Source organism: Nonomuraea rosea (assembly GCF_039539705.1).
GTDB lineage: Bacteria > Actinomycetota > Actinomycetes > Streptosporangiales > Streptosporangiaceae > Nonomuraea > Nonomuraea rosea.
On record NZ_BAABDQ010000048.1, the window covers coordinates 99,023 to 110,422 of the forward strand.

The following is an 11,400-nucleotide window of genomic DNA, read 5'->3' on the forward strand; positions in this document are numbered from 1 at the left end:
CGCCTCCCCTCCACGGCCGGCGGCACACCAGATCCAGCAAACCTATGGAAGGACGACAATGCCCAAGAGCGCTCTCCTCGTGATGGATGTCCAGCGGGTCATCGTGGACCGTTACCCGGATCCCGCCTACCTGCCGCGCCTGCGCGGCGCGGCGGAGGCCGCCAGGGCGGCCGGCATTCCCGTGATCTATGCGGTCGTCGGCTTCCGCCCTGGCTACCCGGAGATCAGCCTCCGCAACAAGACCTTCGGCGCGCTCGCTCGCGTCGGCGCAGGGGCCCAGAGCGAGCAGGCCACCCAGATCCATCCAGACGTGGCGCCGGAGCCCGGGGAGATCATCGTCACGAAGCGACGTATCAGCGCCTTCGCGGGCAGCGACCTGGACATGATCCTGCGGGCAGGCGACATCGATCACCTCGTCCTCACCGGCATCGCCACCAGCGGTGTCGTGCTGTCCACGCTGCGCCAAGCGGCCGACCTGGATTTCCGCCTCACCGTCCTCGCCGACGGCTGCCTGGACTCCGACCCGGAGACGCACCGCGTACTCGTGGACAAGGTGTTCCCCCAGCACGCGGACGTCACCACCGTGGCCGACTGGATCGCGACGGTGGGCGCGAGCCGGTGACGGCGGTACCGCCGAACACCGCCGTCCCGGCCATCCCCCAGGTACTGCCCGAGAACCTCGACCCCGCCGTACTGCGGTCACAGTAGGGCGGATAGGTACCAAGGGATGAGGGAATCCGCCCAGGTCGGACCTAACGTTCAGGGGTGCGTACGGTGACCTGGCTGAGACGGGCCTTCCTTTCCCGACCTTATGTGGCCGACATGATCCTGGCGATGTGCGTGTGTGCGATGTCGCTGCTGGCGCGGGGTGGGCCCCCGGTGCCGGGGGCGGGGTGGCACAGCCGGACGCAGCCCCCCACCATGTACGAGATCGTGCTGGCCGCGGTCGTCTGCGCGGCACTCGTCTTCCGGCGGCGATGGCCTCGCGCCGTTCTCGCCGTCACGGTCACCGGGTTCGTCGTCAACACCATGATCGACGGCGGGCGGAGCCTGCTGGACCTGGCGCCGGCGATCGCGATGTACACGCTGGCCTCGCGATGCCCGCGCCGGCACGCGTGGGCCTACGGGGGCCTGGCCGCGCTCGTGGTCACCGTGGCCAGGATCGGGTCCGGCGCCGGCGTGTGGCCGGCGCCTGAGATGCTGGGCACGGTCGCCTTCATCGGCATGGCCACCGCCGTCGGGGACGCGCTGCGCAGCCGCCGGGCCTATGTGCGGGCCATCGAGGAGCGGGCGCGCAAGGCCGAGGAGACGCGCGAGGAGGAGGCCGAACGCCGGGTGATGGAGGAGCGCCTGCACATCGCCCGGGAGTTGCACGACGTGCTCGCCCACCACATCGCGCTGATCAACGTGCAGGCGCAGGTCGCCGAGCACATGCTCGCCACCGAGCCCGAGCAGGCCCGCGAGGCGCTGGGCCACGTACGCCACGCCGGCAGGGAGGCGCTGGAGGAGTTGCGGACGACGGTGGGGCTGCTGCGCCGTCCTGGCAGCCGCGACGAGCTCGTCACCGAGCCCGCACCGGGTCTGGACCGGCTGCCTGAGCTGGTGGACTCCTTCGCCTTCGCGGGGCTGAGCCTGGGCTGGATGCTCTACGGCGCCCCGAGGCCGCTGCCCGCGCCCGTGGACCTTGCCGCGTTCCGGATCGTGCAGGAGGCGCTGACCAACGTGAGCAAGCACGCGCCGCGGGCGACCGCGAGCGTGCGGATCAGCTACGCCTCCGACGAGGTGGCCGTCGATGTGGCCGATGACGGCCAGAGTGGTCCGAGCGGCATCTCTTCCGGAACCGGGCACGGGCTGATCGGCATGCGGGAGCGGGCTCTGTCGGTCGGGGGCACCTTTCTGGCCGGGCCCGTGGACGGCGGTGGCTTCCGCGTGCACGCCGTGCTCCCCCTCTCCAGGAAGAACGGGCGATGACCGTCAACGTGCTGCTGGCCGACGACCAGGCGCTGGTCCGCGCCGGCTTCCGGGTCCTCGTCGACTCGGCCCCCGACCTCGTGGTGGTCGGCGAGGCCGCCAACGGCCACGATGCCGTACGGCTGGCCAGGCAGACCATGGCCGATGTGGTGCTGATGGACATCCGCATGCCCGGAATGGACGGTCTGGCCGCGACGAGGGAGATCACCTCTGATGAGGCCATGGCCGGGGTCCGGGTGCTGGTCCTGACCACCTTCGAGATCGACGAGTACGTCTTCGCCGCGCTGCAGGCCGGCGCCAGCGGTTTCCTCGGCAAGGGTGTGGAGGCCGGCGAGTTGCAGGAGGCCATCAGAGTGGTCGCCAGAGGCGAGGCGCTGCTGTCGCCGTCGGCGACCAGGGGCTTGATCACGCGCTTCCTGGCCGGTCCCGGGGTCTCGGCCGGGCACGTGCCCGACGACCTGGCCGTGCTCACCGAGCGCGAAAGGGAGGTGATGACCCTGGTGGCCTATGGGCGTACCAACGACGAGATCGCCGACCTGCTGGGCATCAGCCGGGTGACGGCCAAAACGCACATCAACCGGGCGATGACCAAGCTGAAGGCGCACGACCGCGCCCAGCTCGTGATCATCGCGTACGAGACCGGCCTGGTTCGTCCCCAGACTCGCTGATCGGCCGGGAACCACGGGCGCAGTAGCCCGCGTCCGCGTCTACTGCGATCGCCGCATCGCAGAACCCTCCTTCAGGCGGACGCCTCCCCGGGGTGAGGCCACAAGTCTTGAGGAGTGACCACCACGATGTCGCTTCAGGCCCTGTGCGCGACGTCGTCCCCGCGCCATGCGATCTGAGACCGTCCGAAGAGAAGTGGAACGATGTCGTTTCTGGCTAGATTGAGCCTCGCCAATCGAGGGCTCATCGCGCTCATCACCATCGTGGTGGTCGCGTTCGGCGCCTACATCACCCCGGCGCTGCAGCAGCAGCTCCTGCCCTCACTGGCGTTCCCCCAGGTGTCGGTCGTGGCGGCCTACTCCGGCGCCGCGCCGCAGATCGTCGAGGACCGGGTCACGATTCCGCTGGAGGAGGCGGTCCGCGGAGTGACCGGTGTCACCGGGGTGACCTCGACCTCGCGGGAGTCCAGCGCGACGATCCAGGTGGCCTTCGACTTCGGCACCGACATCGACGACGCGCAGAGCAAGATCCAGCAGATCGTCGGCGGACTGTCCGGCCGGCTCCCTGACGGAGTGGAGCCGCAGGTGAACGTGGGCAGCACCGACGACCTTCCGGTCATCCAGCTCGCCGCCGCCTCCGACGGGTCCCAGCAGCGGCTCGCCGAGCAGTTGACCACCCATGTGGTCCCGGCGCTCACCGGTGTCGCAGGGGTGAAGGAGGCCTCCGTCACCGGAACCCGCGAGCAGGTCATCACCATCACTCCCGACAGCGATGAGCTGAAGGAGCACGGGCTGGACACCGGCGCCATCTCCACCGCCATCCAGGGTGCGGGCCAGCCGCTTCCCGCCGGATCCCTCACCCAGGCGGACACCACCCTGAGCGTCCAGGTCGGCGGCAGGTTCGAGTCGATCAAGGACCTCAAGGACCTGTACCTCGCCCCCGCCGCGCAGACGTCCCCGGCCCAGAACCAGCGGCCAGGCGCCCCACAGGCCACCCCAACCACTGCGAAGCCGAAGCCGGTACGGCTGGGCGACGTGGCCACCGTGAAGCTCGCTCTGGCCAAGGCGGCCACGCTGACCCGCACCGACGGCAAGCCCAGCCTCGGCGTCTCGATCACCATGAAGCCCGACGGCAACGCGGTGTCGATCAGTCACGACGTCCGCGCCAAGCTGCCCGCCCTCGCCACCGCGCTCGGCACCGGCGCCGCGCTCACCATCGTCTACGACCAGGCGCCCGAGGTGGAGAAGTCGATCGAGAGCCTCACCACCGAGGGCCTGCTGGGCCTGGCCATGGCCGTGCTGGTCATCCTGGTCTTCCTGTTCTCGATCCGCTCCACCCTGGTGACCGTGGTCTCCATCCCGCTGTCGGTGCTGATCGCGTTGATCGCGCTGTGGGTGTGGGACTACTCGCTCAACATGCTCACCCTCGGCGCGCTCACCATCGCGATCGGCCGCGTCGTCGACGACTCGATCGTGGTCCTGGAGAACATCAAACGTCACCTCTCCTACGGCGAGCACAAACGCCGGGCGATCGAGAACGGCGTACGCGAGGTCGCGGGCGCGGTCACCGCCTCCACCCTCACCACCGTGGCGGTGTTCCTGCCGATCGCCTTCGTCGGCGGTTTCGTCGGCGAGCTGTTCGGCCCGTTCTCCATCACCGTCGCCGTCGCCCTGCTCGCCTCCCTGGTGGTGTCGCTGACCGTCGTACCGGCGCTGAGCTACTGGTTCCTGAAGCCGCCCAAGGACGGCGACCGGAACAAGGCGGAGGAGAAGGAGCGCCGCAGCCTGCTCCAGCGCGCCTACGTCCCGGTGATCCGCTTCGCCACCCGGCACCGGCTCTCGACGGTCGCCGCCGCGCTGGCGATCTTCATCGGCACTCTCGCCCTGATCCCCAGGCTGGAGACCAGCTTCATCGACAACGCGGGGCAGAACACGGTCAGCCTCACCCAGACCCTGCCCGTCGGCACGTCCCTGGCCGCGGCCGACGCGAAGGCCAAGCAGGTCGAAAAGGTGCTGACCGGCCTCGATGAGATCAAGTCGTACCAGGTCACTGTGGGAGGCGCGAGCGGCGTCGGATTCGGCGGCGGAGGCCGTGGCGGGGGCGGCGCAGGTACGGCCCGCGCCAGTTACTCGCTCACCCTGCACGAGGGCAGTGACACCGCGGCCGTGGAGAACGCCCTGCGCGACGAGCTGGGCAAGCTGCCCGACGCAGGCGAGATCAGCGTCGGCCAGTCCGGAGGGTTCGGCGGTGACGGGCTCGAGGTCCTGATCCACGCCAGTGAGCAGGACACGCTCGGCGACGCGGCGCGAGCCGTGCAGGAGACCATGTCGGCCATCCCCGGCGTCACCGAGGTGACCAGCGGCCTGGCCGACACCGCGCCGCGCATCGATGTCACCGTCGATCGCGAGGAGGCCGCCGAGCACGGCATGTCCGAGGTCGCCATCGGCCAGCTCGTCTCCCAGGCGTTCCGCGGCAGCACCGTCACCCAGCTCACCTTCGACGGCACCACCGCCGACGTCGTCGTGGACACCGGCGACGCGCCCGTCTCGCTCGGCGAGCTGCGCAAACTCGATCTGCCCGGAGACGTGGACCTCGCCGACGTCGCCGAGGTCAAGCAGGTGAACGGGCCCGTCTCGGTCACCCGTATCGACGGGGAACGCACCGTCACCGTCTCCGGCAAGAACACCGGCGGCAACCTCGGCGCCACCAGCACGGACCTGGAGAGCCGGCTCGCCAAGCTGACCCTGCCCGCCGGCGCCACCTACTCCATCGGCGGCGTCAGCGCCGACCAGAGCGAAGCGTTCGGCAGCCTCGGCCTGGCCCTGGTGGCGGCCATCGCGCTGGTGTTCTTCGTCATGGTCGCCACCTTCCGCAGCCTCATCCAGCCGCTGCTGCTGCTGGTGTCGATCCCGTTCGCCGCCACAGGGGCGATCGGCCTGCTGCTCATCACCGGCACCTCGCTCGGGCTGGCGGCGATGATCGGCCTGCTGATGCTCGTCGGCATCGTCGTCACCAACGCCATCGTGCTGCTCGACCTGATCAACCAGTACCGCCGCCAGGGGATGCCACTGGCCGAGGCGGTCGTGGAGGGCGGACGCAACCGGCTGCGTCCCATCCTGATGACCGCACTGGCCACGATCTTCGCCCTGCTGCCGATGGCCCTGGGCCTCACCGGCGGCGGCGGATTCATCTCCAAACCCCTGGCCATCGTCGTCATCGGCGGCCTGATCAGCTCCACGCTCCTCACCCTCATCCTGGTCCCGACCCTCTACACCATGGTCGAAACCCGGAAGGAGAAGATCCGCGCCGGACGCGCACCGCAACCCACGACCCCGGTCCTGGCCGAGAACCCCGCCGAACCGGTCCCCTCCGGCTGACCCCGGCGGACCTGCGCGCGACGCCTCGTCACCCCGGGCCTGAGCGGACGGCGAAGCCGGCCCGTCCCTCAGGCCCCTGCTACCACCGCGGCGCCCAGCCCCAGCAGGACGACGCCGGTGGCCACGCTGAGTCCCCGCAGGACGGTCGGCCGCGATACCAGGGCGCGCCCGCGGCCGACGGCCCAGGTGAGCACCATGTACCAGGAGGCGCTGACCAGCGCCCACAGGGCTCCCAGAGCGACGGTCGACAGGAACACCGGGCCATTCGCGGTCACGAACTGGGGCAGCACCGAGACGGCGAACACGCCCGCCTTGGGGTTGCCGAGGTTGGTGATCAGGCCGGTGAGATATCCGCCCGCGAAGCCAGTGCGCCCGCCCTCGCGGGGCGGGCGGGTGGCGGCGGTGGCGAGTGCGGTCCGTAGCGTCTTCACCCCGAGGATCATCAGCACGACGCCGCCGGCGATCCGGAGCACCGCGTACGCGGTAGGGCTGGTCAGCAGGACGGCGGACAGCCCGGCCGCGGCGGCCGTGGACCACAGCAGGAAGCCGCTGGCGTTGCCCGCGAGCGTGCCTCGGAGCGTACGCCGGCCGCCTTCCAGAACCTGCCGGATCATCAGGGCTTGACTCGCGCCTGGCAGCATCGCCAGCAGCAAGGTGGTGACGATGAAAACGGGCACATGCGTGGGCATGGGAAAGAACCCCTTCCGGGGATTGCGGCCGATGGATGTCCCATCAGGCTTCCCGTCCCGCGCCCCTTAGAGAAGTTAAAACAGGAGGGTGCAGCGTTAGGATTAGTGAATGCTGGTGGATCCGGGACAGCTGCGGCTCCTCGCGTTGATCGAGCGGCACGGCTCCTTGACGGCGGCGGCTCACGCACTCCAGCTCACGCCCGCGGCGATCACCCAGCAGGTGGTCAAGGCCGAGCGCGACTGGCAGGTGCCGCTGGTCATCCGTGGTCCTCGCGGGGCAACGCTCACCGCGGCCGGTGCGCTGCTCGCCTCCCACGGCCGAACCGTGGAGGAGGCATCGGACCGGGCCGAGGCCGAACTGGCCGCACTGCTCGGCCACCTCTCCCTCCGTCTGCGGATCGGGACGTTCCAGGCGGCTGCCCTGCACCTGCTGCCACCGGCCCTGACGGCGCTGCGCCACCGCCATCCGGACGCCGACGTCTCGGTCGTGGACGTGGTGTCCGGACGCGGAGCGGACGAGATCAGCGCAGGGCGCCTGGACGTGGCCATCGTCGCGTCCTGGGGCACGCCGCTCGCGCCGCCCCCACACGTACGGGCCCATCCGCTCCTGCTGGACCCGATGGTCATGGTGCTCCCCGATGACCATCCGCTGGCCACCGGGCAGCCCGCGGACAGCGAACTCCACCTGGAACAACTGCGCGACGAATCGTGGGTCTCCATCCTGGCCGGCCATGCCGCCCGCGGACAGTTCCACGACGCTGCCCGCGAGGCCGGATTCACTCCCACGGTGCGGTTCGAGACCGAGTCCTACGACGTCGCCCAGGCCCTCGTCGGCACCGGCATCGCGGTGGCCCTGGTCTCCCGCCTGGCCCTGACCCATGCGCCTGGCACCACCCATCGCGAGCTGGCCCACCCCAGGCCCTACCGCCAGCTCTACGCCGTGACCAAATCAGACGCCGGCCTCACACCACTCGCAGACCTGCTCATCGACCTCCTCCGTGATGTCGCCCACGACATCACCGCCACCTGGGAGGCTCCCCTGCAAGCACCACACGGAGCCTGAAAGCCCCCGGATCAGAAGCGCCGCCCCTGCCTACGTCGTGTGGTGCGTGTTTTCTCCCTTGAACGGGATACATCGGGCGTTCCGCATGGAAAATGCCTTGAAGGCAGAATGTCGGCCGGAAAAAGACTGTCTTGCCATCCTGGTACGGGTTGCGAGTGATCTGATCACCCCCTAGGGTTCTGACGCATGTTCCCGTGATCGGAAAACCTGAGGGTCAAGAGCCGTAAGAGAAATTATCCGCAGGTGAACGGCGCCGGCCCGGCCGACTATCGCATCCAGCCGGGATGGGCTCCGCGACAGCATTGAGACGGCTGATTGACCACGCATAACACGCGTGAAATTCCGTTCCGTTCGGAGGTTTGCAGTCTTTATGGCTTCGTACTATGAGCAGGTCGGCGCTTCGACCATTCGCGACGTGGTCGACCGCTTCTATGTGGTCGTGCTGGACGATGTCGATCTCAAGCCGTATTTCGACGGTGTCGACATGGCGCGGCTCAAGCGGCACATGGTGATGCTGCTGTGCTCCGTCCTTGGCGGCCCGGAGGTGTACGAAGGCCATGACCTGGGCGACGCCCACCGGGGCATGGGCGTCACCGGCGAGCACTACGAGAAGGTCGGCGGCATTCTGGTCACCGTGCTCCGGGAGGACTTCAACGCCGGCGACGATCTCGTCGAGCACGTCGCCACGGTCCTCGGTCAGGTGCGGGGGGCCATCGTGGAAAAGCCCGTAGGGGCAGCGGGATAAGTGGACACTCAAGCCCTGAAAGGCAGCTGGCAGCTGGTCGCCCAGTCGGGTGATCAGGTGCCGCTGTTCTTCTATTCCGCCTTATTCCTCATGTACCCGGAGACCCGCGGCCTGTTCCCGGCGTCCATGGCCACCCAGCGCGACCGGCTCGTCAACGCGCTGGGGCACGTCGTCAGCAACGTCGACCGGGTGAACGAGCTGGTGCCGTTCCTCCAGCAGCTCGGCCGCGACCACCGTAAGTTCTCCGTCGTCGCCCAGCATTACCCGGCTGTCGGGCAGGCGCTGCTCGCCACCCTGGAGCACTTCCTCGGCGACCGCTGGTCGCCGGCCCTGGCGCGCGACTGGACGGCGGCGTACGGACTGGTCGCGCAGGTGATGACCGATGCGGCGGAGGAGTCCTCGGCCACGACGCCGCCCTGGTGGGAAGGCGAGATCATCCTCCACGAGGCACGCGCCCCCGGCATCGCGGTCGTCCGCGCCCGCCTGAACTACCAGTATCCCTTCCAGGCCGGGCAGTCCGCCTCGATCTCGGTCGCGCTGCGGCCGAAACTCTGGCGCTTCTACTCCTTCGCCAACGCGCCCCGCCGCGACAACACCATCGACCTGCACGTACGCGTGGTCGACGGCGGCGCGGTCAGCACGGCCCTGGTGCACGGCGCGCAGCGCGGCGACATCCTGAAGATCGGCGCACCCGTGGGAGACCGGCTGACCCTCGGCCCGGACGCGGCCCGGGAACTCCTCCTCGTCGCCGGCGGCACGGGCCTGGGGCCCCTCAAAGCGCTCGTCGAGCAGGTGGCCTACGAAGGGCCGCCTCGTGCCGTCCGCCTCTTCGTCGGCGCCCGGACCTCCCGCGAGCTGTACGACCTGGAGGCGCTGTCCAAACTGGAGGCGGAAAACCCCTGGCTGAGTGTGGTGCCCGTCGTCTCCCGCGATGCCTTTTACCGCGGCGAGCACGGGTACGTGGTGGACGTCGCGCTGAAGGCCTGGCGCGACCAGGACGTCTTCGTCTGCGGCTCGGAGGAGATGGTCCAGGGCTCGGTCGCCCGGCTCCTGGACGCCGGCGTGCCGTCCGAGCAAATCCGCTTCGACGAGTTCACCGCTGCTGGAGGTAGAGAGTCGTGACGGAGACACCGTGGGCACAGCGCCCATCGAACGACCGCCAGCCCCTCACCCCGGATCGCGTACGGAACAAGGACTTCACCCGTACCAAGTTCGGGCACCGCGGATACAGCGAGGACGAGGTGCGGACCTTCCTGTATCGCATGGCCGACGACCTCGCGGCCGGCGACATGGAGAAGGCCGACCTCCGTGCCGAGGTGGAACGGCTGAAGAACTGGTACAAGGACCGCGGCACCGACGTCGACGCCCCGGGCGCGAATCGCGTGCGGCTCAACGTCGACGCGGTCAACCTGCTGTCCCGCGCCCAGCAGACGGCGGACGCTCAGATCGCCGAGGCTGAGGACTACGCCCGCCGGCTGGTGGGCCAGGCTCGCGAGCAGTACGAGCAGATCCTGCAGCAAGCACAGCAACGGGCGGAGGAGGCCGGCAACCAGGCGGTCCACGTCTACCGGTCGAGCGGTGGGCACCAGTCGGCCGAGGCCGAGGAGCTGGAGCGGCGGATCGCCTACCTGCGCACCTTCGCCGAGGTCACGCAGGTCCAGTTACGCGCGGTGCTCGAAGGGCTGACGAACGAGGTGAACAAACTCGGCACCCTGCCGGACACGAGCCGGCACGCCGCATACTCCTCGTTGGGACAGCCATAAACGCACACATTTGCGTCCAGCCTGGAGCCCACCAGGCCGGACGCTGGATTCAGCGGAACGACAGGCGGGCCGCCAGGCTCAGCGCCGCCACGACCCTGCGGATCGGCATCTTCGCCGCACTGGGCGTCGCGACCGCCGACGGTCTCTACGCGCTGATCGCCGTGTCGGCGGGCTCAGCGGGCACCCCCGTCATCCAACCGATCATGTCCCCCATGCGCTGGGCCTCGGCCCTGGTACTGATCGCACTGGCGGTCCGAGCCGCCGCCCGAGCCATCCGTCAGTACGGTACGACCCGGACGACGGCTCCGGCTCTCCCGGCCGGTGGTGGCGCGCTGCTCGGCCGAGCACTGACCGGCAGTCGTGGCCGGCTGGTCACGGCCGTGGCCTCAAGCACCGTCGTCTGCGCCCTCGCCCTCCACCTGCTCATCACGGCTCCATGAGCGACGAGGCTACGTCCGCGCGGCCCCGGCCTGGCTGCTCCACCAGCCCGGCGTCACCGGCCCTCGTACGCTGGAGCAGCTCGGCCGTTCGCTCCAAGCCCTCGACCTCCGCCTCGGCGCGAGCGAGCTGGCCCGCCTGGACGACAGCTTTCCCGGCCCCACCAGGCGTACGCCTGGTGGGGCCGGGCTCTGCAAGCTCCCTCATGGAGGGTCTCGTCAAGGAGGGAATCGCGCCCGGGGCCACGGCGTGGGCACTGGACGTGCCGAAAGGATCTTTCCGCTCCACAGGGGGCGCCGTTGACGGCACCCCCTGTGGAGCGGTGCTCAGCCGGTGTAGTCGGTGGTGTGGCCCTTGTTGTCGGGCCACAGGTATCTGCCGTGGTCGGCGGTGGTGTGCCGGGTGTTGAGGTCACCGGCACGGGCCTGGAGCAGGTTGCCGCGCCAGCTGGAGCCGGCGGCCTTGCCGCCCCAGATGCCGCCGTACAGGAAGCCGTACAGTTGCGGGAGCTCGGCCGAGAACACGTTGTCCGAGACCGTGATGTTCTTGGCGTTGTTGACCGTGCCGATGCTCAGGGCGTAGCCCCAGCCGGAGACGTAGTTGTCCTCGAAGGCGATGCCGGTGTACACGCCCTTGCCCTGCAGGGCCAGCCCGTTGGTGTTGCCGATGGAGGCGATGGTGTTGTTGC

The 11,400-nt window shown here is 69.5% G+C and carries 12 protein-coding genes; 9 read left to right on the forward strand and 3 right to left on the reverse strand.

The annotated features are described in order from the left end of the window. Positions 1 to 58: 58 nt before the first annotated feature. The 4 genes from ABEA43_RS57850 to ABEA43_RS57865 all read left to right on the forward strand — a co-directional run bounded on the left by ABEA43_RS57850 (position 59) and on the right by ABEA43_RS57865 (position 6,014). Positions 59 to 622, forward strand: a complete 564-nt coding sequence (locus ABEA43_RS57850) for a cysteine hydrolase family protein (RefSeq protein WP_345576266.1) — start codon at positions 59 to 61, stop codon at positions 620 to 622. 152 nt (positions 623 to 774) lie between these two features. Further along, a complete protein-coding gene (locus ABEA43_RS57855) occupies positions 775 to 1,971 on the forward strand; it encodes a sensor histidine kinase (RefSeq protein ID WP_345576268.1) in 1,197 nt (398 codons plus the stop codon). Further along, complete coding sequence (locus tag ABEA43_RS57860; protein WP_345576271.1) at positions 1,968 to 2,639, forward strand: response regulator transcription factor; 672 nt, start codon at positions 1,968 to 1,970, stop codon at positions 2,637 to 2,639. Before ABEA43_RS57855 ends, ABEA43_RS57860 begins: the two co-directional genes overlap by 4 nt. A 201-nt stretch (positions 2,640 to 2,840) precedes the next feature. Then, positions 2,841 to 6,014, forward strand: a complete 3,174-nt coding sequence (locus ABEA43_RS57865) for an efflux RND transporter permease subunit (protein WP_345576273.1) — start codon at positions 2,841 to 2,843, stop codon at positions 6,012 to 6,014. Between the two features lie 68 nt (positions 6,015 to 6,082). Here the strand turns inward: ABEA43_RS57865 and ABEA43_RS57870 are convergent, their stop codons facing one another. Further along, positions 6,083 to 6,703 (reverse strand): LysE family translocator, encoded by a 621-nt coding sequence (locus ABEA43_RS57870; RefSeq protein WP_345576275.1) that lies wholly within the window; start codon positions 6,701 to 6,703, stop codon positions 6,083 to 6,085. A gap of 109 nt (positions 6,704 to 6,812) precedes the next feature. Here ABEA43_RS57870 and ABEA43_RS57875 point away from each other — a divergent pair, with 109 nt between their 5' ends. From ABEA43_RS57875 to ABEA43_RS57895, 5 genes are all read left to right on the forward strand, one after another. Further along, positions 6,813 to 7,766 carry a LysR family transcriptional regulator gene (locus ABEA43_RS57875; RefSeq protein ID WP_345576277.1) on the forward strand — a complete coding sequence of 318 codons (954 nt, stop codon included), beginning with the start codon at positions 6,813 to 6,815 and terminating at the stop codon, positions 7,764 to 7,766. 370 nt (positions 7,767 to 8,136) lie between these two features. Continuing rightward, positions 8,137 to 8,511 (forward strand): group I truncated hemoglobin, encoded by a 375-nt coding sequence (locus ABEA43_RS57880; protein WP_345576279.1) that lies wholly within the window; start codon positions 8,137 to 8,139, stop codon positions 8,509 to 8,511. After that, positions 8,512 to 9,633, forward strand: coding sequence for a globin domain-containing protein (locus tag ABEA43_RS57885; RefSeq protein ID WP_345576281.1), 1,122 nt, complete (start codon positions 8,512 to 8,514; stop codon positions 9,631 to 9,633). Beyond that, the gene (locus tag ABEA43_RS57890; RefSeq protein ID WP_345576283.1) at positions 9,630 to 10,274 is read left to right on the forward strand and encodes a DivIVA domain-containing protein; all 645 of its coding nucleotides are present in this window, start codon (positions 9,630 to 9,632) and stop codon (positions 10,272 to 10,274) included. The genes ABEA43_RS57885 and ABEA43_RS57890 overlap by 4 nt, the downstream gene beginning before the upstream one ends. A 212-nt stretch (positions 10,275 to 10,486) precedes the next feature. Beyond that, positions 10,487 to 10,714, forward strand: coding sequence for a hypothetical protein (locus ABEA43_RS57895; protein WP_345576285.1), 228 nt, complete (start codon positions 10,487 to 10,489; stop codon positions 10,712 to 10,714). Here ABEA43_RS57895 and ABEA43_RS57900 read toward each other — a convergent pair. Continuing rightward, positions 10,701 to 10,919 (reverse strand): hypothetical protein, encoded by a 219-nt coding sequence (locus tag ABEA43_RS57900; RefSeq protein ID WP_345576287.1) that lies wholly within the window; start codon positions 10,917 to 10,919, stop codon positions 10,701 to 10,703. The genes ABEA43_RS57895 and ABEA43_RS57900 overlap by 14 nt on opposite strands. 119 nt (positions 10,920 to 11,038) lie before the next feature. Next, positions 11,039 to 11,400, reverse strand: a 362-nt coding sequence (locus ABEA43_RS57905) for a hypothetical protein (protein ID WP_345576289.1), incomplete at its 5' end; no start/stop codon positions are given.

Excerpts from the sequence above, each read along its gene's own strand:
- ABEA43_RS57850 (WP_345576266.1), top strand. The coding sequence starts at position 59 with ATGCCCAAGAGCGCTCTCCTCGTGATGGATGTCCAGCGGGTCATCGTG.
- ABEA43_RS57860 (WP_345576271.1), top strand. The coding sequence starts at position 1,968 with ATGACCGTCAACGTGCTGCTGGCCGACGACCAGGCGCTGGTCCGCGCC.
- ABEA43_RS57865 (WP_345576273.1), top strand. The coding sequence starts at position 2,841 with ATGTCGTTTCTGGCTAGATTGAGCCTCGCCAATCGAGGGCTCATCGCG.
- ABEA43_RS57870 (WP_345576275.1), bottom strand. The coding sequence starts at position 6,703 with ATGCCCACGCATGTGCCCGTTTTCATCGTCACCACCTTGCTGCTGGCG.
- ABEA43_RS57875 (WP_345576277.1), top strand. The coding sequence starts at position 6,813 with ATGCTGGTGGATCCGGGACAGCTGCGGCTCCTCGCGTTGATCGAGCGG.
- ABEA43_RS57880 (WP_345576279.1), top strand. The coding sequence starts at position 8,137 with ATGGCTTCGTACTATGAGCAGGTCGGCGCTTCGACCATTCGCGACGTG.
- ABEA43_RS57895 (WP_345576285.1), top strand. The coding sequence starts at position 10,487 with ATGCGCTGGGCCTCGGCCCTGGTACTGATCGCACTGGCGGTCCGAGCC.
- ABEA43_RS57900 (WP_345576287.1), bottom strand. The coding sequence starts at position 10,919 with ATGAGGGAGCTTGCAGAGCCCGGCCCCACCAGGCGTACGCCTGGTGGG.